This is a genomic window from Bacillus sp. FSL K6-0138 (assembly GCF_037982765.1).
GTDB lineage: Bacteria > Bacillota > Bacilli > Bacillales > Bacillaceae > Bacillus > Bacillus glycinifermentans.
On sequence record NZ_CP150286.1, the window covers coordinates 314,646 to 340,702 of the forward strand.

Annotated in this window: 22 protein-coding genes and 1 pseudogene; 19 read left to right on the forward strand and 4 right to left on the reverse strand. The window is 47.1% G+C overall.

Features of this window, described 5'->3' with window-relative positions; translation table 11 throughout:
• Positions 1 to 36: 36 nt before the first annotated feature.
• The 3 genes and pseudogenes from MHB78_RS01955 (at position 37) to MHB78_RS01965 (ending at position 2,872) form a co-directional block, all read left to right on the forward strand.
• Complete coding sequence (locus tag MHB78_RS01955; protein WP_052948480.1) at positions 37 to 246, forward strand: hypothetical protein; 210 nt, start codon at positions 37 to 39, stop codon at positions 244 to 246.
• Positions 247 to 426: 180 nt separating this feature from the next.
• Positions 427 to 1,200, forward strand: a pseudogene (locus MHB78_RS01960) (MerR family transcriptional regulator).
• A gap of 292 nt (positions 1,201 to 1,492) precedes the next feature.
• Complete coding sequence (locus tag MHB78_RS01965; protein WP_046129064.1) at positions 1,493 to 2,872, forward strand: amino acid permease; 1,380 nt, start codon at positions 1,493 to 1,495, stop codon at positions 2,870 to 2,872.
• 420 nt (positions 2,873 to 3,292) lie between these two features.
• On the opposite strand, the gene MHB78_RS01970 is transcribed toward MHB78_RS01965, so the two are convergent.
• Positions 3,293 to 3,688, reverse strand: coding sequence for a DUF2809 domain-containing protein (locus tag MHB78_RS01970; protein WP_046129063.1), 396 nt, complete (start codon positions 3,686 to 3,688; stop codon positions 3,293 to 3,295).
• 190 nt (positions 3,689 to 3,878) lie between these two features.
• Here MHB78_RS01970 and MHB78_RS01975 point away from each other — a divergent pair, with 190 nt between their 5' ends.
• Positions 3,879 to 4,610: a VWA domain-containing protein gene (locus MHB78_RS01975; protein WP_046129062.1), complete on the forward strand. Its 732-nt coding sequence runs from the start codon at positions 3,879 to 3,881 to the stop codon at positions 4,608 to 4,610.
• Positions 4,611 to 4,653: 43 nt separating this feature from the next.
• On the opposite strand, the gene MHB78_RS01980 is transcribed toward MHB78_RS01975, so the two are convergent.
• Entirely contained in the window at positions 4,654 to 6,090 is a 1,437-nt protein-coding gene (locus tag MHB78_RS01980) for an alanine/glycine:cation symporter family protein (protein ID WP_046129061.1), read from the reverse strand.
• Positions 6,091 to 6,115: 25 nt separating this feature from the next.
• A complete protein-coding gene (locus tag MHB78_RS01985; protein WP_046129060.1) occupies positions 6,116 to 7,099 on the reverse strand; it encodes a glutaminase in 984 nt (327 codons plus the stop codon).
• A 288-nt stretch (positions 7,100 to 7,387) separates the two neighbouring features.
• Here MHB78_RS01985 and MHB78_RS01990 point away from each other — a divergent pair, with 288 nt between their 5' ends.
• Both MHB78_RS01990 and MHB78_RS01995 read left to right on the forward strand, forming a co-directional pair.
• Positions 7,388 to 8,719 (forward strand): sensor histidine kinase, encoded by a 1,332-nt coding sequence (locus MHB78_RS01990; RefSeq protein WP_046129059.1) that lies wholly within the window; start codon positions 7,388 to 7,390, stop codon positions 8,717 to 8,719.
• 8 nt (positions 8,720 to 8,727) lie between these two features.
• Complete coding sequence (locus MHB78_RS01995; protein ID WP_046129058.1) at positions 8,728 to 9,660, forward strand: DNA-binding domain-containing protein; 933 nt, start codon at positions 8,728 to 8,730, stop codon at positions 9,658 to 9,660.
• Between the two features lie 49 nt (positions 9,661 to 9,709).
• Here the strand turns inward: MHB78_RS01995 and MHB78_RS02000 are convergent, their stop codons facing one another.
• Positions 9,710 to 10,252 (reverse strand): GNAT family protein, encoded by a 543-nt coding sequence (locus MHB78_RS02000; RefSeq protein WP_046129057.1) that lies wholly within the window; start codon positions 10,250 to 10,252, stop codon positions 9,710 to 9,712.
• 361 nt (positions 10,253 to 10,613) lie between these two features.
• On the opposite strand from MHB78_RS02000, the gene MHB78_RS02005 reads away from it, so the two are divergent.
• The 13 genes from MHB78_RS02005 (at position 10,614) to MHB78_RS02065 (ending at position 25,940) form a co-directional block, all read left to right on the forward strand.
• Positions 10,614 to 12,365: an alkaline phosphatase gene (locus MHB78_RS02005; RefSeq protein ID WP_046129056.1), complete on the forward strand. Its 1,752-nt coding sequence runs from the start codon at positions 10,614 to 10,616 to the stop codon at positions 12,363 to 12,365.
• Between the two features lie 21 nt (positions 12,366 to 12,386).
• The gene (locus MHB78_RS02010) at positions 12,387 to 12,593 is read left to right on the forward strand and encodes a twin-arginine translocase TatA/TatE family subunit (protein ID WP_046129055.1); all 207 of its coding nucleotides are present in this window, start codon (positions 12,387 to 12,389) and stop codon (positions 12,591 to 12,593) included.
• 70 nt (positions 12,594 to 12,663) lie between these two features.
• On the forward strand, positions 12,664 to 13,398 hold the full coding sequence (tatC, locus tag MHB78_RS02015) for a twin-arginine translocase subunit TatC (protein WP_046129118.1): 735 nt from the start codon (positions 12,664 to 12,666) through the stop codon (positions 13,396 to 13,398).
• A 187-nt stretch (positions 13,399 to 13,585) separates the two neighbouring features.
• Positions 13,586 to 14,512, forward strand: coding sequence for a 5-dehydro-4-deoxyglucarate dehydratase (gene kdgD / locus MHB78_RS02020; RefSeq protein ID WP_046129054.1), 927 nt, complete (start codon positions 13,586 to 13,588; stop codon positions 14,510 to 14,512).
• An 18-nt stretch (positions 14,513 to 14,530) separates the two neighbouring features.
• Positions 14,531 to 15,997: an alpha-ketoglutaric semialdehyde dehydrogenase GucD gene (gene gucD, locus MHB78_RS02025; RefSeq protein ID WP_046129053.1), complete on the forward strand. Its 1,467-nt coding sequence runs from the start codon at positions 14,531 to 14,533 to the stop codon at positions 15,995 to 15,997.
• A 75-nt stretch (positions 15,998 to 16,072) separates the two neighbouring features.
• Positions 16,073 to 17,431, forward strand: coding sequence for an MFS transporter (locus MHB78_RS02030; RefSeq protein WP_046129052.1), 1,359 nt, complete (start codon positions 16,073 to 16,075; stop codon positions 17,429 to 17,431).
• 31 nt (positions 17,432 to 17,462) lie between these two features.
• Complete coding sequence (gene gudD, locus MHB78_RS02035; protein WP_046129051.1) at positions 17,463 to 18,827, forward strand: glucarate dehydratase; 1,365 nt, start codon at positions 17,463 to 17,465, stop codon at positions 18,825 to 18,827.
• Between the two features lie 95 nt (positions 18,828 to 18,922).
• The gene (locus tag MHB78_RS02040; protein ID WP_046129050.1) at positions 18,923 to 19,648 is read left to right on the forward strand and encodes a FadR/GntR family transcriptional regulator; all 726 of its coding nucleotides are present in this window, start codon (positions 18,923 to 18,925) and stop codon (positions 19,646 to 19,648) included.
• Between the two features lie 76 nt (positions 19,649 to 19,724).
• Positions 19,725 to 21,260 carry a galactarate dehydratase gene (gene garD, locus MHB78_RS02045; protein ID WP_046129049.1) on the forward strand — a complete coding sequence of 512 codons (1,536 nt, stop codon included), beginning with the start codon at positions 19,725 to 19,727 and terminating at the stop codon, positions 21,258 to 21,260.
• 511 nt (positions 21,261 to 21,771) lie between these two features.
• Positions 21,772 to 22,497: a hypothetical protein gene (locus MHB78_RS02050; protein ID WP_046129048.1), complete on the forward strand. Its 726-nt coding sequence runs from the start codon at positions 21,772 to 21,774 to the stop codon at positions 22,495 to 22,497.
• Positions 22,487 to 24,382 (forward strand): DUF6792 domain-containing protein, encoded by a 1,896-nt coding sequence (locus tag MHB78_RS02055; RefSeq protein WP_046129047.1) that lies wholly within the window; start codon positions 22,487 to 22,489, stop codon positions 24,380 to 24,382. Before MHB78_RS02050 ends, MHB78_RS02055 begins: the two co-directional genes overlap by 11 nt.
• Before the next feature lie 9 nt (positions 24,383 to 24,391).
• Complete coding sequence (locus MHB78_RS02060) at positions 24,392 to 24,748, forward strand: hypothetical protein (RefSeq protein ID WP_231947417.1); 357 nt, start codon at positions 24,392 to 24,394, stop codon at positions 24,746 to 24,748.
• A gap of 118 nt (positions 24,749 to 24,866) precedes the next feature.
• Positions 24,867 to 25,940 carry a DUF3900 domain-containing protein gene (locus MHB78_RS02065; RefSeq protein WP_046129046.1) on the forward strand — a complete coding sequence of 358 codons (1,074 nt, stop codon included), beginning with the start codon at positions 24,867 to 24,869 and terminating at the stop codon, positions 25,938 to 25,940.
• The last annotated feature ends 117 nt before the right edge of the window (positions 25,941 to 26,057 follow it).

Genomic DNA, 26,057 nt, shown 5'->3' on the forward strand with positions numbered 1-26,057 from the left:
TATCATAAAAACAGATGAACGAAAGGGTTCGTGTTCTTGCAAGTCATAAAGGCATATACCCGCCTTATCTCATTTTATGAAAAGCTGTCAGGCTCTCAAGCTGAACAGAGGTTTCAATATCGCGAAGCGGGCTTGGAAACCGCTGCAGTCGGCCGCTTTATTGTTTTGGCAGCAACGCAAAAAGCCTTAGAGCCTTTCTTTGGAAACAAAAGCAACCTTGATAGTCGATTCTGTAGAGGAGTTTAAGAAATAGTTCGTAGAACGGCGGTTCTGAGATCATTCGCGACATTCGGGAAGTACCGACGGGAAAAACATAACGATGAAGCATCCCGATGGGTCCATCATTCGTGCAATTCTTCAAATAAATAAAACTTGCACCTCCGGTAACGTGAGGCGTTATGATCGTCGATGAGGGGGATGACAAAGATGGAAAAAGATCAATATTATACAATCGGGGTTTTCTCCGAGAAAACCGGCACATCGATCAGGACGCTGCACTAATATGATGAAATCGGGCTGCTCAAGCCTGAGAAGCACCCTAGCTCAGGACACCGCCTTTACACGGATCAGGATGAAATGACGCTGCATAAGATCACGTGTTTTAAATTTTTGGGGTACAGCCTTGAGCAAATTGCGCGGCTCATGAACGATTCCAGCTTTGACGTCAGTCTGATTGAAACATTGCGCAATCAAAAGAAAGAGCTTGAAGGAAAAAAGGAGCATATTGAAACCGTATTGAAAGCAATCAGCCGGATGATCGGTCTTCTGGAGGAAGAAAAAGAAATAGACGGGGCTATTTTCATGAGCCTGATCAACATCATCCAAACAGAGAAAGATCAGCGCGAATGGCTTGAGCGGAATATGCCGGAAGGAGCCGCCGACCGGTTGTTCAACAAACCTGAAGAAGAAATGGCATCATTGGATAAATCCTTTATTCAATTGGCCAAACAAGTCAAAAGACTGGCGGGAAAACCCGTTGACGATCCCGAGGTGCAAGAGATGGCAAATCGGCATATGAAGATGAGCCTTCAGTTTGTCGGCGAGGATGTTCTGGCGGCCTTCGGCAGCGTCGATACAGCTGAAACAGAGGAGTTTGTGAATCAAATTCCTTCGCCTTATACAAAGGAAGAGGAAGAATGGCTGGAACGCGTGCTGGAATATTATATGCTGCATAACGATAAATACCCTTACCGACAGTAAAAAGCGGCTTTCAGCCGCGATATGCTCTTTGTAAAGCGCACGGTGCCTGCCGGGCGCTTTTCGTATTGTGAGAAAGGACATTATTTTACATTGCGGCCTTTTTCATTTACTATAAATACTGTCCATTTTTTAGGGGATTTTGTTTTGTACGAAGCTGATGGAACGGGGTGTATATTGGAATACATAGCATATCCACGCATCATAAAGCTTGAAATGACAACATTTGATACGCAAAACAATCAGAGTTAAGGAAATCTGTATTTTTCCGGCTTTGTATTTGGAGGAAAGGCTTTTGCGAAACTTATTTCAGAAAAAAGATGTAGCACAACTTTTAGCACAACATCAAAAGCGGAAACACAACCCATCCATGGGAGCGTTTGATTTAACATTGATGGGAATCGGCGCCGTTATCGGAACGGGGGTTATGGTGCTGACCGGGATAACGGCGGCACAGGACGCCGGACCGGCTGTTATTTTTTCGTTTATCCTTGCTGCTGTTGCCTGCAGTCTGGCTGCTCTCTGCTATGCAGAAATATCGTCCGCACTCCCTGTATATGGAAGCGCTTATATTTACTCCTATACAACCATGGGAGAAATCGTCGGCCACCTGATGGGCTGGACGCTGCTGTCGGTATATATGGTCACCTCGTCTGCGGTTGCAAGCGGGTGGTCCAGCTATTTTAACAACTTGCTCGAAGGGTTTGGACTGTCCATTCCGAAACAGCTGCTGACCACGCCCGAACACGGCGGAATCATGAATCTTCCCGCTATCTTGATTACCTTCGTCATCACATGGATCTTGTCACAGGGAACGAAAGAAAGCAAAAAGTTTAACAATGCAATGGTGATCGTAAAAATATTAATCGTCGCGCTCTTTATTATTGCCGGCAGTTTTTACGTGAAGCCTGAAAACTGGCAGCCTTTTATGCCGTTCGGTGCAGAGGGCGTCATTACCGGAGCGGCGGCGGTGTTTTTCGCATATTTGGGGTTTGATGCCATTTCTGCTTCAGCCGAGGATGTAAAAAACCCGCAGCGCAATTTGCCGATCGGCATTATAGGATCTTTAGTGATCTGTACGATGATTTATATCCTCGTCTGTCTTGTGATGACGGGCATGGTTCCGTACAGCCAGCTGAACGTCCCTGAGGCCATGTCTTACGTTTTACAGGTAGTCAATCAAAACGCGGTGGCGGAAATCATTTCGGTCGGTGCGGTAATCGGGCTGATGGCGGTGATTTTTGCGAATACCTTTGCGGCGACGAGAATCTCGTTTGCCATGAGCAGAGACGGGCTGCTGCCGAAAGTTTTTTCAATAGCGGGGAAAAAATCGGGGGCACCGGTATGGAATACATGGATCACCGGGATGTTAACAGCGTTCATCGCCGGGTTTGTCGATTTGAAAAACCTGTCTGATTTAGCCAATATGGGCGCACTGCTCACCTTTTTGATGGTGAGCCTGTCCGTAATCATATTGCGCAAAACCGAAAAAAACCTGCCGCGAGGATTTAAAGTTCCGTTCGTGCCGCTGCTTCCGATTCTTTCGATAGGCTTCTGCCTGTTTCTGATCGCGAATTTGCCGATGAAAACATGGCTCTATTTTTCTGTTTGGCTGCTGGCCGGAACGGCGGTTTATTTCGGTTATTCTTATAAGCACAGCACACTTAAACAATAGATTCTCACGGTTTTATTCAAAGCTCCGCGTACGAACGGGGCTTTCTTTTATGGAATAAGTGAAAATCATGAATTGAAACGCATCAAATGAAGAAGGCTGGATGAAAGTGCGGGGCGGCATTTTTTACTTCGGAGTATTGGGGAAAAGTCCATAGAACGACAGAGATGGGCAAACCGTAAAGCATGCGGCAGACGATTATAGGGAAGAGATAAACGATGTAGTTCCTCCTGCCAAAAAGGATAGAGACACTGGACATGTCGAAAAAACAGGAGGAAATCATCTGCCGGCTGCAGGAAATGACGGCCTGCATCACGCTTTACGCATCGAACCCACCCTCTTTTATTATCGGACTTGTCCAGCGGGTTTTAAACAGCAGAAAGTCACAAAATAAAAGTGCGTATATTTTCCTCAAAAACAGCTTTACAGCTGTTTTTTTCGTTTGTGCATCGCGCGGTCGAAAAGGATGCCCGTTCCAATTCCGAGCAAATAGGCCAATAAATCGGTCCATAAAAATCCATAGCCGAGCACAAGCCCGCCCAGTGCGGTGCCTCGAATCCGGTCGATCCACCCGGCATGATACAGCTGGCTGAATTCTATTAAATAGCAGAACACCAGCGCCATGAACGCGATAGTTTTTGTACGCGCCGTCTTACATAAAAAACCGAATCCGAAGAAAATCATCAGGGCCCAAAGAGCGTCGCCTAAACAGGCATTGACAAAGTCCGGAAGCAGCCTTGCTATTTTTCGTGAACCCAATCCCGCCGCCATGGCCGCGATCACGAGCGAGGCCTGTCGTGTACGGTTGCGTTTGATCATGTGCAAAACCCCGTTTCTAATGATTGAGCAGTTGTTATTGAAATAAGGGGAAAATTCTCTGCGTGCATGTAATCTCTATTGATCTATATCTTACCATCATAATCGAAATCTGAAGGGTTTTTCTCAATTGAAACCTGCGATATGTTGGATTCGTAACAGCTTTTTATACAAACAAAAAGGAGATTTGCAAATGAACTCGATCAGTCTGCAAAAGAAAAGCTTGAACATCGTTTTGGAGAAAAAACAACTAACGAAAGTTACGGCGCGGGTCGGCTTGGTTTTGGATATTACAGGATCAATGAGGTCTCTTTATAAAAATGGAACCGTTCAGAAGACGGTTGAAAGGGTGCTGGCTGTCGCCGATCGGTTTGATGACGACGGGGTGCTTGATGTTTGGGTGTATGATAACGAATTTTCCCGTTTGGCGCCGGTTACCGAAAAAGATTTTTCAGGGTATGTAGACCGGGAGATTATCAACAATGATTCGATTCATAAATTCGGAAGGAATGATGAACCCCCGGTCATGAAAGATGTTTTGAAAAAATACATGACGGAAGAACCCGGCGCAGAGCCTGCCTTTATCATTTTTATCAATGACGGAGGCTGCAAAAAAACGATAAAACCCATTATCGAGGCGTCCTCGGATAAACCGTTATTTTGGCAGTTTGTCGGAATCGGCGGCGGAAATTTTGATTTTCTGAAAAAGATTGATGCGCTGGAAGGCCGCGTTGTTGACAACGCCAATTTTTTGCATATTCAAGATATAGAACGCATTTCAGATGATGAACTGTATGAGTCGCTTCTCAACGAATTTCCTGCGTGGCTGAAGGAAGCCAAGAAAAAAGGAGTTTTAACAGAACGGGAATCCCAGCCTGATAAGCGGAAAAAGAAGGGATTTTTCAGCAGGTTGTTCAGAAATTGATCCCGCAAATCAATCAAAAGCCGCCCTTTCAGGCGGCTTCACTTTATCCGGCATGTTCTTTTTTTACAGCATGAGCGGCTTCGGAAAGATCCCAGCAATCGATGTTGTCATGTTGTTCCAATACGTCTTTATAAAAGACAGGGTCTTTTCCGGCTTTTCTTTGCTTCACATAGTCATGTAAAGCAGCAAAGGCGTTTTTCGATAACAGGGAGATCGCAATTAAATTGACGATGACCATCAATCCCATGAACAGGTCAGCCATATCCCAGACGAGCTGGACTTTTGCAACGCAGCCGAAGATCACCATTCCAAGCACGCCGATTCTATATAGCAATAAGACTGCCTTGCTTTTGTTTAAGAAACCGATGTTTGTCTCTCCGTAGTAATAGTTTCCAATCAGCGCGCAGAAACCGAATAACAGTATTAAAATCGCAAGAAATCCTGACGCCCATGGTCCGATGTGTTCGCTTAGAGCGGCCTGCGTCAGCGGGATTCCGCTCAGTCCCGGCTGCTTATAGGCATCGGAGAACAAAATGATCAAGGCGGTGCTTGTACAAATAATCAATGTGTCTGTTAAGACGCCGAGCGCCTGGATCAGCCCCTGTTTGACGGGGTGGCTTGTCGTTGCCGTTGCGGCTGCATTTGGCGCGCTTCCCATTCCCGCTTCGTTTGAGAAAATTCCGCGTTTGATCCCGTGCATCAGTGCCGCGCCTAGTGCTCCGCCCGCTGCCTGCTCAAATCCGAATGCATTTTTCACGATCAGTGCAAAAACTTCGGGCAGCTGCGAAATGTTGGTCAAAATGACGAAAAAAGCGACTCCGATATAGAGAACGGCTAAAAACATGACGATATATTCGGACAGCTTCGCAATCCGCTTCACGCCGCCGAAAATGATCGTTCCGAAAACAGCGATCAAAATGACGCCGAGCATGAAACGGTCCGTCCCAAATGCGTTATTGAACGCGACGCTGATCGTATTCGATTGAACGGAGTTGAACACGATCCCGAATGACAGGGTGATTAAAATCGCAAACAGGGCGCCCATCCAGCGTTTTTTCAGCCCTTTTTCCATGTAGTAGGCGGGGCCGCCGCGGAAGCCGTTTACATCTTTCACTTTATAAATTTGGGCCAGCGTGCTTTCGACAAAGCTTGAAGCTGAGCCGATAATGGCGATGATCCACATCCAGAAGATCGCTCCGGGGCCGCCTAGTGCAATCGCAATCGCGATTCCCGTAATATTTCCGGTGCCTACCCGGGCCGCCATGCTGATGCAGAACGCCTGGAAAGGAGATATATCGTTTTTGGAACGGTTTGCAGCGCCTTCCCTTATAACGCGGACCATCTCTTTCAGCATCCGAACCTGTAAAAATTTCAATCTGAACGTAAAGTACACTCCTACCGACAGAAGCAGCACGATTAATAGTTTTGACCAAAGAAAATCGTTTATGATTCCAATGACATACTGAAGAGCTTCCTGCATGTTCTCACCTCTTGATTCATTATCTTCAAAAAATACTCAGATCCCACTCCTGTGCCAATTGTTTCAAAAGCATACCGCCCGTCAGGCTGTTGCCGTATTCGTCAATTGCCGGTCCGTAGATGCCGATCCCGCAGCCATGCTGAAAGGGCTCTTTCCTTTTGAAGCTGGCCGGCACCGCACACATGATTCCGCCGGATACGCCGCTTTTGGCGGGAACGCCGACAAAGGCCGCGAATTTTCCGGAAGCATTGTACATCCCGCACGTCAGCATTAACGCCTTGGTCAGCCGTGCGACGTTCTTTGGTATGATTTGCTCATGGCTAAAAGGGTGGTATCCGTCGTTTGCGAGAATCATGCCGATCATGGCGATGTCCTCTGTATTTCCTTCCATGGCGCATTGCTTAAGGTACACTTCGAGCGTTTTTTCGACACCGTCTTCCAAAAAGCCGGTTTCCTTCAAGTAATAGGCGAGCGCCCTGTTTCGATGTGCGGTCTCCCATTCCGAACGGAACACGTCTTCATTGATGACTGGACGTTTTCCGATCATTTTTTCAATGAGGGCGTAAAGCGTTTCGATTTTGTCGCGGGCCGAATCCCCGGGCAGCATGGATGCGATGGTCAGCGCCCCGGCGTTGATCATCGGGTTGAACGGCTTTCCCGGTTTATGCATTTCAAGGCGGATGATCGAATTAAATGCATCTCCCGTGGGCTCTGCGTCGACACGGTCTAATACGTAAGGAATCCCTCTTGTTAAGCAGGCGGCAATAAAACTAATGACCTTTGAGATGCTTTGCAATGTGAAGGGGACATCCCAGTCGCCTGATTTCATCACCGTTTGATCAGAACCTGTCACGCATATGCCGAGCTGTTTTGCATCGATTTTTCCTAAAGCGGGGATATATTCGGCATTGCGGCCGTCTGCGGAAAAGGGACGGTAATATTCGACCAGATCGTCAAGGCGGGTTTGCCGGAAATGGGCGTTATCACGTTCTTTCAAGATTTCTTTCATCGAAATTCCTCCAATCTGAAAAGTCGAGTGCTTATGGCGGCTGTCTGTTTTGTCAGAGGATAGGGGTTAGGGAAGAGAGAATATCTGAGAATTATAAGCGCTTTCAAATTGTAAGAATATAAATTCAATTTAAATCAGAACCTACAAGATCATACAAAAAACGACAAATGTGCTGAAAAAATAAGCCGATGGATGTAAAAATCAACTGAATAGTAGGTACAATAGGAGTTGCGGATGAAGATCATGTTCGATGTAAAATAAAACAACGCTGTTTAACGGGGGATCAACATGCTGAGGAAAAATTGGGACAAGGCCATGAAAAAGTTCGGACGGCTTGCGAAAAAAGACGGGTACATTTTAACACTGATGCTTTTCACCGTACCGCTTGCCGGCGAGCTGAAGTTTTATCCTTTGAATGAGATATTCCGGGTCAGTTTCGGCGTTCCGACTTTTTTCTTTTTTTTGCTGCTGATGAGAAATGTGTCGGCTGTTTTGCCAGGGTTTTTAACAGGCGGTGCGGTGGTCGTATTCAGGATGCTGCTGGATCTTCTCACTCAAGATCACGTCGGTTTGGAGACGGCTTTTTACAGCCATTTTCCGACTTTTTTCTTTTACTTTACGTACGCTTTCCTTTTTTACATGGCCAAGGCCAAACGGTTTTTTCAATACCGGCCGCTTTTCATCGGACTGCTCGGCTTCGCCATCGAAATCTTCGCCGATTGTGCAGAGATGTCCGTTCAGTATGTCATGTTTGCCTCAACGGTTACGCCGGAGAAGCTGCGTGATATGATGGCGATTGCGTTTTCCCACAGTTTTATCGTGCTCAGTTTTTTTAATGTCATGAAACTGTATGAGACCCAATCGAGGGAAAAACAAGTACGTGAACAAAATGAACGCATGCTTATGATCGTCTCAAATTTATATGAGGAAACGATTCATTTGAAAAAAACGTTGAAAAACACGGAGCAAATAACGAGCGAGTCCTACCGGCTATACCGCCGCTTGCATAACCGGAGCCTTGAAGCTCCATCTGAGCAGGAGCTCAGTCAGAAGCTGTTGAAGCTGGCCGGCGAGATCCATGAGGTCAAAAAGGATAGTCAGCGCATTTTTGCCGGGCTTTCCAAATTGATTTCAAACGAAAATTCCAGGGACTATATGAAAGCGGAGGATTTGATCCGCCTTGTGGTTGGAATCAACCGGAAGTATGCCGAATCACTCGGAAAGGACATTGACTTTCAATATTCAATCAAGGGCGAGCATCCGAAATACCGCGTCTATCTCGTGCTGTCTGTGCTCAACAATGTGATGGCCAACGCTGTAGAAGCGATTCAAGAGAAGGGGTCCGTCCGTCTCCATCTTTCGAATCCGGGAGAAGGCATGGTAGAATTCGGAGTGGAAGACAGCGGCCCCGGCATCCCGGAGAAGATCGGGGACGTCGTGTTCGAACCGGGATACACCTCTAAGTATGATGAATTCGGCACTCCTTCAACAGGGATCGGCCTTTCCTATGTAAAGGAAACCGTCGAAGAACTTGGAGGCGAAATTGCGTTCCGCAATCAACCGCATGGTGTCGCGTTTTCGATCAGGCTTCCCGCGCAACAATTGATCCAGAAAGGGTGAATGGCCTTATGCGTTTTTTTATCGTTGACGATGACCGCGCCGTGCGTTCGATTTTAAGACAAATCATTGAAGACGAAGATTTGGGAGAGGCGGCGGGTGAAGCGGAGGACGGCAGTCAATTGGAGGGACACGTTTTACGCCTGAAACAAATTGATATTTTATTAGTCGATCTCTTAATGCCAGGCCGTGACGGAATCGAGACGATCCGTCATCTGCAAGGGTCTTTCCCGGGGAAAATCATCATGATCTCCCAGGTCGAATCAAAGGAAATGGTCGCAGAAGCGTACTCTCTCGGGATCGAATATTATATCCATAAACCGATCAACCGCATCGAAATATTAAACGTCATTCAAAAAGTGAGAGAGCGGATCAATTTGGAAAGGTCGATACAGGATATCCAGTCTTCCTTAAGCCGTCTGGGGGTAAACGGAGGCGGAAGGAACGTGCTGAAAGAAAAAAGCATTAAAGAGACCGGCGAATTTCTTCTTTCTGAATTGGGCATTGTCGGAGAAAACGGTTCCCAAGACCTGCTCGCCATCCTTCAATATTTATTTGATAATGAGCAAATGTCATTATATGAAAAAAACTTTCCGCCGCTCAAGCAAATTTTCATCAAAGTCGCGGAGCAAAAGCTCGGTCCTGGTGCTTCGCCCGTTGAGATCAACCGAGAGATCAAAGCGTCTGAACAGCGGATTCGAAGGGCGGTCATCCATTCATTAAACCATTTTGCATCCCTTGGATTGACGGATTTCTCAAATCCGAAGTTTGAAAGCTATGCATCGCGGTTTTTCGACTTCACCGTGATCAGCAAAAAAATGAAAGAGCTGCAAAAGGATGCAGCTCCCGCGCTTTCGTCTACCCGCGTGAACATGAAAAAGTTCATTCAGGTCTTATTTTTGGAAGCGAAGCGGCTGAATGAAGGTGCGGGGAAAAGGATATAGCAACCTGAAAAAAGATTGATCCAAACGAAGATCAATCTTTTTTTCATTCTTATATACGAAACTCTCTTTTCAGCAGGGAGAACATATAAACATCGATGAACACGCCTTTTGCTTTCTCGTATTCCCGTAAAAGTCCTTCCTTTTGAAAGGATAATCGCTCGAGGAGTTTGATGGAGTCTTTGTTTTCCGGTTCGACTTTTGCTTCGATCCGGTTCAGCTCCATGTCGAGGAAGCCGTGGAGAACGAGAGTTTTGACGGCTTCAGCAGCAAAGCCTTTTCCCCAATGGGCTCTCCCCAGGTCATAGCCGATTTCAGCCCTGCTGTTTTCTTTGTCGATCATATTAAAGCCGCATGTTCCGATCACTTCATTTGTCTCTTTGACAACGATTGAAAACCGGTTTGCCCGGCCTTCAATGCTCATTCCGTTGATCAGTTGAATCATGTCTTCCGCCTGGGCGGGGCTTGTGAAAGGCGTGATGTTCATAAATTTCGTCACGAGCGGATCTGACCAATAATGATAGAGGGTCTCCGCATCTTGCAATTCCATCTTTCTTATTATCAATCTTTCAGTTTCGAGCTTTGCTTGTTCCATGGTCTGCCTCCTAAAGTTTAACTTTGGCTTTTGTTCAGGACAATGAGAAGACCATTCAGCTATCTGCGCATCATTCATTCCTTTCTATTCATAACTTTCTTTATTTTACCATGAAGCAAGGGCGGTTTGTTTTGATTATTTAAAGAAAATATGAAGAAAAACAGGAGAAAAGTTCTGACGGAATGATTGGCCTTTTGTCGAATTTGTAGGCGAATGGAATCGATTGTGACAAATTCCGACAAAAACCTGGTAAAGCCGCCAGTTTCTCCGTATTTTTTGTTTTACAAAACTTTACTGTCTATTAACAAACGGCTCCTATAATAGAACCCGATCAAACATTTGAATAGAGAGGGGTATCTACATGTCACATGAAGGGCCGCTGGAGGAATGGATCAAAAAGCTGAACGAGGAAAGCTTGAAAGATCATACGTTTGACCGCCGCCGTTTTATTCAGGGCGCCGGAAAAATTGCCGGGCTTTCGCTTGGGCTCGCGATTGCTCAATCGATGGGGACGATGGAAGTGAATGCGGCGCCGAAGTTTTCGGATTATCCTTTCACACTTGGCGTTGCATCGGGAGATCCGCTGTCAGACAGCGTCGTTTTGTGGACAAGATTGGCGCCGGATCCGCTAAACGGGGGAGGCATGCCGAATGAAGCCGTCACTGTGAAATGGGAGATCGCCAAGGATGAACATTTCCGCCATATCGTCAAACGCGGGAAAGAGAAGGCAACGCCGCACCTCGCCCATTCCGTTCACGCCGAAGTTGACGGATTGAAGCCGAACCAAGTGTATTACTACCGCTTCAAATGCGGCAATCAGCTCAGTCCGGTGGGGAAAACGAAAACCCTTCCTGCACCAGGGGCGGACGTCTCGAAGCTCACCTTTGCTTTCGCATCCTGCCAGCAGTACGAACACGGCTACTATACCGCTTATCAGCACATGGCGAAAGAAAAGCTCGATCTCGTTTTCCATCTCGGTGACTATATTTATGAATACGGTCTGAATGAGTATCTGTCAAAGACCGGAAACGTCAGAACTCACAGCGGTCCGGAGATCACCTCGCTTCTCGATTACCGCAACCGCCATGCCCAATACCGTTCAGATGCGAATCTGAAAGCGGCACACGCCGCCTTCCCGTGGGTCGTCACATGGGATGACCATGAAGTCGAAAACAACTATGCGAATACGATTCCAGAAAAAGGCCAGTCTGTTGAAGCCTTTATCAAACGCAGGGCAGCCGCGTACCAGGCTTATTACGAGCACATGCCGCTCCGCCGCAAATCGCTGCCGAACGGTCCTGACATGCAATTATACCGTCATTTTTCCTATGGCAATTTAGCCGATATCAATGTTCTTGATACCCGCCAGTACCGCGATGATCAGGCGAATGGCGACGGAAACAAGCCGCCTTCAGACGAATCAAACGATCCGAAGCGGACGCTTCTTGGAGCAGAGCAAGAAGCTTGGCTGCTCGACAATCTCGGCCGGTCTGAAGCGCACTGGAATGTCCTGGCGCAGCAGATTTTCTTTGCACGCTGGAACTTTGGGACGAGCTCGGCCCCGATTTACAGCATGGATTCATGGGACGGCTACCCGGCCCAGCGCGAACGGATCATTGACTTTATCAAAGAGAAAAACATGAACAACATTGTCGTCCTCACCGGCGATGTTCATGCAAGCTGGGCGAACAATCTGCTCGTCGATTTTGACGATCCGAAATCGGCTATCTTTGGCGTCGAGTTCGTCGGCACATCGATTACATCCGGAGGAAACGGCGCCGATAAACGGGCGGATACGGATAAAATTTTATCGAATAATCCTCATATTAAATTTTTCAATGATTACCGCGGCTATGTGCGCTGCACGGTCACCCCTGAGGAGTGGCGGGCGGACTACAGGGTTGTTCCGTATGTGTCAGAGCCGGGCGCCGCGATTTCGACCAGGGCTTCGTATGTTTATCATAAAGACCACACTGGCCTGAAGCGGACAGCCTCCAACATCGTACCGGGAGGCGTAAAAAAATCGAACGAAGTCGAAGAGGACCGCTTTATTGCGCATACAAGAGCGCACCAAAAACAAATGAAGCAAAAGCAGAAAAAGGTAACCCAGTAATCAGCGAAAGGATGACGGCAGATGCTATCCAATATCGGTATTCCCGGTCTCATTTTGGTCCTTGTCATTGCTTTGATTATTTTCGGACCTTCAAAGCTTCCTGAGATCGGGAGGGCTTTCGGCAAAACGTTAACCGAATTCAAAAGCGCGACGAAATCTTTGGTTTCTTCTGATGACAATGATGCTGACACTGAAGTGAAAAAGAAGCGCGACCAAACGGCAGGATAAAGGAAGCGGGCGGGTGAACCCGTCTGCTTCTTTATTCGAACATGCTAAAGAAAGCGGGAGGCAGCTGCAGATGAAAAGCCGGGAAACACATTTAATTGACCATCTTGAAGAACTGCGTCAGCGGATCATTAAAACGTTGCTCGTGTTTATTTTGTTTCTCATTGCAGGTTTTCTGTTTGTCCAGGATATTTATGACTGGCTGATCAGGGATTTGGACGCCAAGCTTGCCGTCTTGGGCCCGGGAGACATTATATGGGTGTATATGATGATATCGGGTGTTTTGGCGATTGCGGCGACAATACCCGTAGCCGCTTTTCAAGCCTGGCGGTTCGTATCGCCGGCGTTGACCAGAAATGAGCGGAGGGTGGCTTTATGCTATATTCCGGGGCTGTTTTTCTTTTTTATTCTGGGCATCTTATTCGGCTATTTTGTGCTGTTTCCGCTCGTCCTTCAATTTTTGATCGGCCTTTCAGCCGGCCATTTTCAAACGATGTTTACGGCGGAGCACTATTTTCGCTTTATGATCAACCTGACCCTTCCGTTCGGGTTTTTATTTGAAATGCCCCTTGTCGTGATGTTTTTAACGAGCCTCGGAATCCTCAATCCGGCAAGGCTTGCAAAAATGAGAAAGGTTTCTTATTTCGCTTTGGTCGTCATATCGATCGTGATTACGCCGCCCGATTTTATTTCAGACGTGATGGTGATCGTCCCGCTGTTGGTTTTGTATGAATTGAGCATTTCATTATCTTCGTTTGTTTACAGAAAAAAATTGATCGGCGAAGCCGGGGCAGAGGCCCAAGGCTGAAGACACAGTCTTCAGCCTATTTTTTTCGCCTTTTTTGAAAAATCCGAAAATAAAGATATTGACAATTTGTTTATTTGTCTTACAATTATACAAAAAGACATATTGAAAGGGGGTCATCATTCCATTTTGAATGAAATGACAGCGCTTTCTATATCATTCAAATAAGCAATTTAGGGGGACTGCAGATATGAGTCAAATTCGGAAGGCACCGGAGGGAATACTTGGTTTTCCGGTTGCGCCCTTCAATGGACAAGGGAAGCTGGAGGAAGAAGCACTGTTTCAAAACATTCAATTTTTGCTGGATGAAGGGCTGGAAGCGATTTTCATCGCTTGCGGGTCCGGTGAATTTCAATCGCTCAGCAGGGCGGAATACGAACAAATGGTTGAAATCGCTGTTTCAGCGGCCGGCGGGAAGGTCCCTGTCTACACCGGGGTCGGCGGAAACTTAAGCACGGCGGTCGAATGGGCGGAATTATCCGCTGAAAAAGGCGCGGACGGATATCTGATCCTGCCTCCCTACCTGATCAAAGGCGAACAGGAGGGGCTTTACCAGTATACGAAAACGATCATCGAAAGCACGGATTTAAATGCGATTATCTATCAGCGCGATCATGCCGTCCTCACGCTGGGGCAAGTTGAGCGGCTGACTGAGCTTGAGCAGCTTGTCGGTCTAAAGGACGGGGCGGGGGATATGGATTTAAACATCAGTTTGTCTTATACGCTTGGAGACCGTATCGGCCTGTTGAACGGCATGCCGATGGCCGAAGTAACGATGCCTGCATACGCTCCGATCGGTTTTACGTCGTATTCATCAGCGATTTCAAACTACATTCCCCACATTTCGAGAATGTTTTATGAGGCATTGTTAAATGGGAACAAACAGCTTGTGAAGGATCTGTATAAACATGTGATCCTGCCGATCAATGACATTCGCAAACAGCGGAAGGGGTATGCCGTTTCCCTTATTAAAGCAGGCATGGAAATCATGGGGCATAATGTGAAAAACGTTGCCAGACCGCCGATTGTGCCGGTTGAAAAAGACCATTGCCGCCAGCTCGAAACCATCTTGAAGAACGCGATGGACCGCTATCCGAAAAAAACGGCAGCCATCTAAATTAAAGGAGGAATCAGAATGCCCGTTACAACAGAACACAAAACGTATTTGAACTTTATCAACGGGGAGTGGGTGAAAGCTGAATCAGGATCGGTAGAAAAGGTTGTCAATCCCGCAGACACACGGGATGTCGTCGGTTTTGTACAAAAGTCCTCGAGCGAAGACGTCGATCGGGCCGTCGCAGCCGCAAACGAAGCGAAAACAGCATGGAGAAAGCTGTCCGGAGCCGAGCGCGGCCGATTTTTATATAAAGCAGCAGACATCATGGAGCGGCGCCTTGATGAAATTGCCGAATGCGCGACGCGCGAAATGGGGAAAACGCTGCCTGAAGCAAAAGGCGAGACAGCCCGCGGAATCGCAATTCTGAAATTTTATGCAGGAGAAGGCATGCGCAAAACGGGAGACGTGATCCCGTCGACTGACAAAGACGCGCTCATGTTTACCGACAGGGTACCGCTCGGAGCCGTAGGGGTGATTGCCCCATGGAATTTTCCGGTGGCGATTCCGATATGGAAAATGGCGCCTGCGCTCGTTTATGGAAATACGGTCGTCATCAAGCCGGCGACCGAAACGGCCGTCACATGCCTAAAGATCGTATCGTGCTTTGAGGAAGCCGGATTTCCTGCAGGGGTCGTCAATGCGGTGACAGGACCGGGCTCTGAAGTCGGACGGAGGCTGGCGGAGCACCCTGGGATTAGCGGCGTTACTTTTACAGGCTCCAATCAAACCGGAAAGAGCATCGGGCGCATCGCATTTGAGCGAGGGGCGAAATACCAGCTTGAAATGGGAGGGAAAAACCCGGTTATCGTAGCAAATGACGCCGATCTGGAAGCCGCGGCGGAAGCGGCGGTGAGCGGAGCGTTTCGCTCAACAGGCCAAAAATGCACGGCAACAAGCCGCGTCATCGTTCAAAGCGGGGTGTATGACCGTTTCAAAGAAAAACTGATCCAGCGAACGAAAGACATCACGATCGGCGACAGCTTAAAAGAAGACGTCTGGATGGGACCGATCGCGAGCAAACAGCAGCTTGACAACTGCCTGTCCTATATTGAAAAAGGAAAGCAGGAAGGGGCCGAGCTCATTTTTGGCGGAGAGAGGCTGACCGACGGAAAATATGAGAACGGCTACTATATCAGTCCGGCCATCTTCGATCAAGTGACACAAGAGATGACGATTGCCCGGGAAGAAATCTTCGGACCTGTCATCGCGTTAATCAAAGCGGACACGATTGAAGAAGCGATAAAGATCGCGAATGATGTGGAGTATGGCTTGAGCGCTTCGATTTTCACGGAAAACATCGGTCATATGCTGTCATTTATCAATGATATGGAAGCCGGGCTCATTCGGGTAAACGCGGAAAGCGCCGGTGTCGAACTGCAGGCGCCGTTCGGCGGCCTCAAACAATCGAGTTCTCATTCCCGGGAGCAAGGAGAGGCGGCCAAAGAATTTTTCACAGCCGTCAAAACCGTTTTTATCAAGCGGTAATCCGGTTCGAAAGGGGCCTTGGTCGCCTCTTTCTTCCCCCTCGTTTCAATACAAATGAATAAAGGAGATGATGCTATGAAGAAAAATCATCCCGCAGGCAGAAAAAGCTCGGTCCGTTGGTTTATCGTGTTCATGCTGTTTTTCGTTACGGCGATTAACTATGCTGACCGCGCGACCCTATCGATCGTCGGCGATACCGTTCAGCATGAGCTTGGCTTAAGCTCTGTTGCGATGGGATATGTTTTCTCGGCGTTTGGCTGGGCATATGTAGTCGGGCAAATCCCGGGGGGATGGCTGCTCGATCGCTTTGGTTCAAAAATGGTCATCGCCGCCAGTATTTTCTTTTGGTCATTATTTACCCTTTTCCAGGGGACGCTCGGATTTTTTGCCGCCGGAACGGCCATCGTCCTGTTGTTTGCTCTCCGCTTTCTCGTCGGGCTGTCGGAAGCGCCGTCCTTTCCGGGAAACGGCAGGATGGTTGCCGCATGGTTTCCAAGCTCCGAGCGGGGAACGGCGTCGGCGATCTTTAATTCGGCCCAGTATTTTGCCCTGGTCATTTTTTCTCCGGTCATGGGATGGCTCGCCCATTCTTTCAGCTGGCATACCGTCTTCGTGATCATGGGCGTTTTAGGAATCGTGATGTCTTTTGTCTGGTTGAAAACGGTCTATGAACCTAAGAAACATCCAAGAATCAACGAAGCGGAACTCGCCTATATCGCAGACGGCGGCGGACTCGTCTCGATGGATGAAGGAAAAAAAGAGAAGAAGGACAGAAAACCGCAATGGCCCTACATCAAACAGCTCCTAAGCAGCCGCATGCTGATCGGGGTCTATATCGCCCAATATTGCATCACCACCTTGACCTACTTCTTTCTGACATGGTTTCCGGTTTATCTCGTTCAGGCGCGCGGCATGTCGATCCTTGAAGCCGGAATCGTCGCATCCCTGCCCGCAATATGCGGATTTTTAGGCGGCGTGCTTGGCGGGCTTTTCTCCGACTTCCTTTTGAAAAAAGGTTTCTCTTTAACGGCTGCGAGAAAAACGCCGATTATCCTCGGCATGTTGATGTCATGCAGCATGATCGTCTGCAATTACGCCGATTCAGCATGGCTTGTCGTCTTCATCATGTCGCTCGCATTCTTTGGAAAGGGCTTCGGCGCATTGGGATGGGCTGTCGTCTCGGATACTTCCCCAAAGGAATGCGCGGGCTTAAGCGGAGGCATCTTCAATACATTTGGAAATATCGCGTCGATTACCACTCCCATTATCATCGGCTATATTGTTGACAGTACGGGATCGTTTAACGGTGCGCTTGTGTTTGTCGGCGCAAATGCGATTGCCGCCGTGCTGAGCTATGTATTTCTCGTCGGTCCGATCAAGCGGGTCGTGCTGAAGGAGGAAATACCGAAAACTGATGCATCTTTGACAATCTGAATGTAAGCGCTTCAATAAGAGGAGGGTTAAAATGAATTCACACATTCAGCAGATAAAAGAAGAAAAAAGCACCGCCGCTCCGACGATTGTCGGCATGAAAGTCATCCCTGTTGCAGGCCGAGACAGCATGCTGTTGAATTTAAGCGGTGCACACGGCCCGTTTTTCACGCGAAACCTTGTCATTTTAAAGGATTCATCAGGTGCGGTCGGCGCCGGCGAGGTGCCGGGCGGTGAGAGAATCCGCCATACGCTTGAACAGGCGAAGCCGCTTGTAATGGATCAATCGATCGGTGCGTTTCAGTCGATTTTGCAGTCAGTCAAAAACCGGTTTGGCGATCTGGATGCAGAGGGCCGCGGAATGCAAACCTTTGACCTGCGGACGACGATCCATGCGGTAACGGCTCTGGAAGCGGCATTACTCGATTTATTGGGTAAGTTTCTCGGCGTGCCGGCTGCGGCGCTGTTGGGCGAAGGACAGCAGCGGGACAAGGTAAAGATGCTCGGGTACTTGTTTTATATCGGCGACAGGAGGCGGACCACGCTTCCTTACATCAGCGAACAAGACGCAAAAGACGAGTGGTTCCGCATCCGCCGCGAAGAAGCGCTGATACCGGAAGCGATCGTTCGTCTCGCTGAAGCGGCGCATGACCGCTACGGATTTCGCGATTTTAAACTAAAGGGCGGCGTCCTCGAAGGAGAAAAAGAAATCGAGGCGGTCACCGCTTTGGCAAAACGGTTCCCAGAGGCGAGAATCAGCCTTGATCCGAACGGGGCATGGTCGCTCACCGAAGCGATTGAGCTTTGCAAAGGCAAGCATGACATACTGGCATATGCCGAAGATCCGTGCGGCGCAGAAGATGGCTATTCGGCGCGGGAAATCATGGCGGAATTCCGCCGCGCGACAGGTCTTCCGACCGCTACCAACATGATCGCCACCGACTGGCGGCAAATGGGGCACGCCATTCAATTGCACGCCGTGGATATTCCGCTCGCTGATCCGCATTTCTGGACGATGCAAGGCTCTGTGCGGGTGGCTCAAATGTGCCGCGATTGGGGGCTGACCTGGGGCTCCCATTCGAATAATCATTTTGATATCTCTCTTGCGATGTTTACGCATGTTGCAGCAGCCGCCCCGGGCCGGATAACGGCAATCGATACGCATTGGATATGGCAGGACGGGCAGCACTTGACGAAGGAACCTTTTGCCATTAAGGACGGCCATGTTCAAGTCCCTGATAAGCCGGGGCTCGGCATTGAACTTGACATGGAACAGGTTGAGAAAGCTCATGCACTTTATAACAAAATGAATTTGGGTGCAAGAGACGATGCCGCCGCCATGCAGTTTTTGATCGAAAATTGGACATTTGACCATAAACGCCCGAGCCTTGTCCGGTAAAAGCAAGCGATTCTGCGGTATTCGTCCCCATATCAACGTTGTCATATGCTGTATTTTGTCTTACAATATGAGCAACTGAAAGGGGGACCACATCCGTGGAAGAAGATATGGAGACATTACAAGTAGAATCAGTAAATCGCAAAACATTGGCAAAACAGGTTGTTGAGCGGATCGTCCATTTACTGTCAAGCGGTCAAATGAAACCCGGCGATAAACTGCCGACGGAAATCGAATTAATGGAAATTTTAAACGTCAGCAGACCTGTCCTCAGGGAAGCGTTAATTTCTCTTGAAACGCTCGGCGTCATCAAAAGAAAAACCCGCGACGGCACGTATTTTAACGACAAAATCGGCATCCAGCCGTTCAATGTCATGCTGGCTTTGGCAGTTGACAATTTGCCTGCCATTATTGAGGCGCGCATGGCGCTTGAACTCGGTCTGGTGACGATCGCAGCGGAAAAAATAGATGACAGCCAGCTTGCGAGGCTGAAGGAAACGATCGATATAATCGCAAATAGCACGGATAACGATTACGGCGAAGCGGATAAGGAATTTCACCGGATCATCGCGTTAAGCGCGAATAACCCGGTAGTGGAAGGAATGATTCAGTCACTCTTGATGACGCACGCCAAAATAGACAGCCAGATTCCGTACAGGGAGAGGGACCGGACCGTCGAATATCATTCGAATATTTTGAAGGCCCTCGAACAAAGAGATCCTTATCAAGCCTATCACCACATGTATGAACACTTAAAATTTGTGCGCGACAAAATTCTGAAAGGTCTTGATCAAGAAAAAGGCGAAGATGAAAAGGGAAATTGATGCTTCAGATATAAGACAGCCGCGGTTCATTTGACAGCGCTTTCAACAAATCGCAAAGGGGAGTTGATGTTGAACTATGGCTGTACAAGTAAACCGGCAAGAAACCCCGCTTTACATTCAGGTGAATCCGAAGGACAATACGGCAATCATCGTCAATACCGGGGGACTGAAGGAGGGAACCGTATTTCCCTGCGGGCTTGAACTAAAAGAACGCGTTCCCGAAGGACATAAAGTCGCTTTAGCAGATATCGAAAAAGGCGGGGCGATTGTCCGCTACGGCGAAATTATCGGCTACGCCGCAGAGCCCATTCAAAAAGGCACATGGATTTCTGAATCGATGCTTGAGCTTCCGGAAGCCCCGGATTTAGAGGAACTGCCGATCGCTACAAAGGTTCCGAAGTCCATGCCGCCTCTTGAAGGCTATACATTTGAAGGATATCGAAATGAAGACGGCAGCGCCGGAACGAGAAACGTCCTCGGGATCATGACGAGCGTCCAATGCGTCAGGGGCGTTCTTGATTACGCGGTCAAACGGATTAAAGAAGAGCTCCTTCCGAAATACCCAAATGTCGATGGAGTAGCGGCAATAAACCACCAGTACGGATGCGGGGTTGCCATCCATGCCCCCGAAGCCGCCATTCCGATTCGCACGATTCAAAATCTTGCGAGGCATCCCAATTTTGGCGGCCAAGCGATGATCATCGGCCTCGGCTGCGAAAAGCTGCTTCCCGCAAGGATCGCGCCGGACGGCGGTTCGGAGAACATCCTTTTGCTGCAAGAGCGCCAAGGGTTTTCGCAAATGGTTCAATCCATTATGGATATGGCCGAAGAACGCTTGAAAAGACTGAACGAGCGAAAACGGGAAACATGCCCTGTTTCTGAATTGGTCATCGGTCTGCAGTGCGGGGGAAGCGATGCATTTTCAGGAGTCACCGCCAATCCTGCGGCGGGATATGCGGCAGATCTGCTGGTCCGGGCAGGGGCGACGGTTTTATTTTCCGAAGTAACAGAAGTACGCGATGCCGTCCATTTATTAACCCCGCGGGCCGCAAATGAGGAAGTCGGACGCGCGCTTATCAGGGAAATGGCCTGGTATGACCGGTATCTCCAAAGAGGCGAAGCGGACCGGAGCGCCAACCCGTCCCCCGGCAATAAAAAAGGCGGACTGGCAAATGTCGTGGAAAAATCGCTCGGATCGATTGCGAAGTCAGGCAGCAGCCCGATAAACGGCGTATTGGCGCCAGGCGAAAGAGCCGAACAGAAAGGCCTCATTTTTGCAGCGACGCCCGCGAGCGACTTTGTCTGCGGAACGCTGCAGCTGGCTTCAGGAATGCACCTCCAGGTTTTCACAACCGGCAGGGGAACGCCGTACGGCTTGGAGATGGCGCCTGTCATCAAAGTCTCGACGAGGCAATCGTTATCGGAAGACTGGCACGATTTGATCGATATCAATGCCGGACGGATCGCCACCGGTGAAGCGTCAATAGAAGAAGTCGGCCGGGATCTCTTCCGAATGATCCTCGATGTCGCAAGCGGCCGCAGACAGACATGGGCCGAACATTGGGGGCTGTATAATGACTTATGTCTGTTCAATCCAGCGCCTGTGACTTAATCGAAGACCACCCTATACAGACTATAGGGTGGTCTTAATAATGGGATAAAAGAAGAGAAGCAAGCTCAGAAAATCTCTTATTGTCCGCAACATCTGATACTCCAAACGGAATCACAGCCAAAACTATATTGATGAAACTTCGTGTAAATAGTTCCGTATAGATCATAAGTGAATATTGCTTCGGATTGAAAAAACATTAATATCACTATAAAGGAACTGCTTGGTGGTATGTTTATCAACAACCTCTTATGAAAAAATCAGATGAGTCTTTTGTACAGTTTGTTTAGCTGAAGGAACAAACCAAAGGCCTCTCTTATTCCCCGTCACAATAACCGTTCGGCCTATTTCCTATGTTGACTACCATCTCGCCGACAGAGTTTTCAGGACATTTTTCCTATTTATCTAATTTATTCCATGTTGTAACATAAGAAAGGATCGTTTTCAAGTGGGTCAATCGCACCAAAAATGTTTGAAAGTCCGTTAACATCAGGACCCTTGGAGGTTTTAAAAAATGAAAAAAATGATGATGATGTGTTTTGCTATAATACTAGCTTTTACAGGAGGATGCAGTATGAGCGACAGCCAAAAGAACGGGAATCAAGAAGAAGCCGTCAAACCGAAAGACATGGACCCGAAGGATCTGCCGCAAGTTCCGGCGTTTCAGGATGAGAAAACGAGAGAATACATGGCTTCAACGAAGGAAGTGGAGCCTGGGTACTATCTGCTTGAGTCGAAGTTGAAGGGGTTTACGATGTTGTTTCCGGAGGATGGGGAGTATGAAGAAGACCTGTCATCCAACAATGGAGAAAATATAGAAGGTATTGCTTTTAATAGCTATGATAAAAAAACAAATATTGTTCTTAATGCTCAAGTCAAATATTATTCTCAACAATCATATGTTAATAAGCCTAAAACAATGCTCAAGATTATAAGCGGGCAAAATGGATACAAAGGCGACTTCGAAAAAAGCAATAAGTCTGGAAGAGATATTTATTTTGCTTACATGAAAAATAATTTTGATGATTTAGATAGAAAATACAACTTTTCATATAGTTATTTTGGCTATGTGAAGTCTACAGAAGAGGATTATTTAGGCGTTGAATATAATTTTACATTTGCCTGCCAGAAAGAGGATCAGCCATGTTCACTAACAGAAGAAAAAGCGAGAGAAAATGCAAAAAAACTTATTAATTCAATAACCTTCAAGATGAAGAAGGAGAAGGAAGATGACAAATAAAAATTTATTTGAAAATGAGAATGTAAAACTGCGTTTAATCAATTTAGAATACAGCTATAAAAAGAGATTTGCTTCAAAAAATGCAAATGAAGTTAAAAAAGCAAAAGAGGACTTTGCGACAGACGTTCGGAGAATTTATAAAGAAGAAACGAATAAAGAACTTCCAAAAGATATTGATATATATACTTCCAACGAACTGTTGAAAAAAACAGATTATTCCATTAAAAATTCTGGCTATGATGGTACAGCCATATACATTAAAGATAAAAAACATCATACTAACCAGCTTCAAATTATTTCTGAGGGTAGCGCGGATAATGGGGACTGGTTATATAACTTTTTTGGACTCTTTCTAGGAATGGACGATAGCCAATACAAAGCAACAAAAGAATTTACTATCGAAGCAAAGGAAAAGACGCAAGGTGCAAATAATTTAAAAACTTACGCGATGGGACATTCTCTCGCTAATAATAACCAGGTATTGGTTCAGTTGATTGATGGAGAATTTGATGAAATTTACGGAGTAAACGGTGCGCAGATAAGTGTTGGCCATATTTTAAAAGCAGACTATAAACTTACTGATTACCTTAAAAGGAAATTTAACGCAATAAAAATTAGTGAAATTCCTAAAAACCAACTCAAAAAAGCCATCGTCAAATACTACAACGACAAAGGCGTCACCGCCAACATCACCCAGCGCATCTCCAAAGACGATCCGCTCTACGGCGTCAGCGGAAAGGCCGATTTCATCACGTTTGGCGATGTGAAGATGACGGATACGAATCCTGATGTGAAAGGGATCAGAAATATCATCGATCAAATTCCTGATGAGGAAGTGCGAAGTATTCAAAAATACTGGAGACAGTACTCAGGCGCCTATCAAAAGAATGGTCTTAATGGTTTTTTAAAAGAAGCGGCAGGCATTGACTTGGAGTTGATCAATAACTTTAAGAACATCAAGAGCCCCAAACAAAAGATGCTATATATGAATGCAAAAGTCGTGGATTTTTTTAGCATGGCGGATGACATTGCGGCTGAAGTGAAGGAGAAGCTTCCCGAATTTTTGGCGTTTGTCGATACAATTATGAAAAACAAAGACATTATACTCGATCAACTGGAGGCTAACGGCTATATAGATGCCGTGCAAAAGGCAGTAATCGAAAAAGACCTCGGGAATATCGATAAAGAAATATCGACACTGAAAAATCTATATCAGCAGCTTATGGATAATAAATTGAATTTCTTTGAATGGAAAGGAATCTTTGATAAATCCCAAGATAGCATTAACCGTTTGATCGCTTATGTAAAGCAGCTGGGTGCAGATACGGAAGACCTCCTCAGTTTAATTGCGGAAGGCCACAGTATAACGCCGCTTTTAAACGCCTTGTCCAAAAAGAAAGGCATCAGCTATAAAGGCGGGGATATATACTTTTCAAAGAAAGACAAGGACGGAAAAGAGATTAAGGTCAATCTGTCATCGGCCGTCAGGATCTATCAGGCGGGGATGGCCGCCATTTCAAAAATCGAAGATGAAATCGACCGTTATCAACGCGTGTTTCACCACGAAATCCACGATCATTTCGCAAATAAAAAAGCCGCGCTTACGAAAGCCATTCATGATATGGAAGCCAATCCCTCGCACTACCAATACGACTTTCAGTTTACGCTTGCCTCAGGCTTTGCATCTTCAAGCGGCAAATTAAATAAAATCGTCGTTCACGACTCGTATCACACGGCTCCGCTTCCCGAGTGTGACGGCATCATCAGTGAATTAAAAAAACAAACTTCCGAGAAAAAACGGTTTGTGAAAGACATTCGCTCAAGCATTGAGAAGTTATGCGATGAGGACAAGCAAATCTCAGCATTATTTGATTTTAAGGCATAGGGGGATTCAATGAACATGGTAAAACCGTTATTGGAGGAAACTGAAACGGTTTCGGCTACATATATGTTTTTAAGCAGCATCTCGGCAAAGGATAAAGCGGGCCGTCTGAATGCACCGCTGAAAAGCATTTTGAAAGAGCTGAACGAATTTGACAAGAAGCTAAAAAGTGAGATTGAAGGACAAAAAGGCATGATCATCACGAAAATCAAAGAAGAATTGGATCACAAAAGCGAAAACCGAAAAACGGTGATTACCCGGATGAAACAAGATAATGAACAGTTTGCAAGCAGCTATCATGACATTATTGAAAATCTGCGGAAGCAAAGCGTGACGCTTTACTATAAAAAGAATAAGCCTCTGGATTAAAAAAGATGGCCCCCGTGATAAGGAGGTCATCTTTTCATTTTGGCTTCATTGACGGAAAACCGGCGTTTTCCTATACTTGAAGAACTGAAATAACTAGGAAACCGGGTGAATACGCATCATGGAATTTGAAATTCGTTATATTTCATTTTATGTCATACAAGTCGACGGCAAGGACGAGCAGGCCAATAAGCAATTTAAACACTTCCAGACACTTGATACGGAAGAATTCGAAAACAGCGAACTGAAGGATTTCTTAGACGGGGAATTGAAAAAAATCGTCAAACGGAAAGCGGACCGCCATCCGAAGTCAGAACAGGTGCCGACGAAAATCGGCCGCTTCATTACAGAGCCGGGGCATGAGCTTGATTCAAACCCAAACTACAACCTGTTCCATCGGACAAAGCAAGCTGAAACAAAAGAAGATTTCAATGAACTGAGCGAGCAGTTCGTCCGCACATACCTTGACACGAGCGCCGTCCGCGGCGGCGTGTTTTTAGTAGCATCCGCCGTGCCCCGCAAATATTTCGATGATGCATTCGTCTTTATCATGAAATGCGATTTTGAGCCGAAGGTCGCTTCGATCGCCGACGAATCGTCGTTGATCCGCAAGGTCGAAATGGCGATCACGACAAAAAACATGAAATCGATCCAATATCCGCACATGCCTGAAGAGGGAATGACAGAAGAAAGCGAAGTGAAAATCCACCAGGCTTCGCACGCGCGCTATTTCGAGGATTTTCTGAAATTCGTCGAGTACGGGGAATCGATGCCTGAGATCATGAAGTCGCAGGTCATGAACATGGTGCAGGAGCACGTATATGAGACATTTGAAGACAGCAGCGAAGAGCTCAAGCAATTTGAACACGATATGGAAATCTGGGAAGCCAGTGAGAAGCGGGAGATTCAAGAGCGGCTCGACACCCATCAGGTGATCGAAGCCTCCGCACAGATCATTGAGCATATGCCTGAGGCAGAGCTGAAAATGAAGCTCGGAGAAACCGAGATTAAAGGATTGCTTGCCGACTTCGGGGACTCTATCCATCTTGCGAAAGTGAACGGCCGCTATGTCGCGCTCATTGAAGCAGAGACGATTTCGTTTGAAAAGGGGAGCTCTCCGGTGGAGTTTTATAAGCCTGAAGGGCTGCATGAGGTGATGGAGAGGATCACTAAGAAAAGCGGGGAGCAGGAATAACGGGATTTTGCCGCCGAATGCAAGGCGGTTCTTCTATACACTCTGTGTAAAAAATTGTTTGATAAGGTTAACATTAACACAATCAAGCCGATATAAAACAATAGACAGAGTTGAACA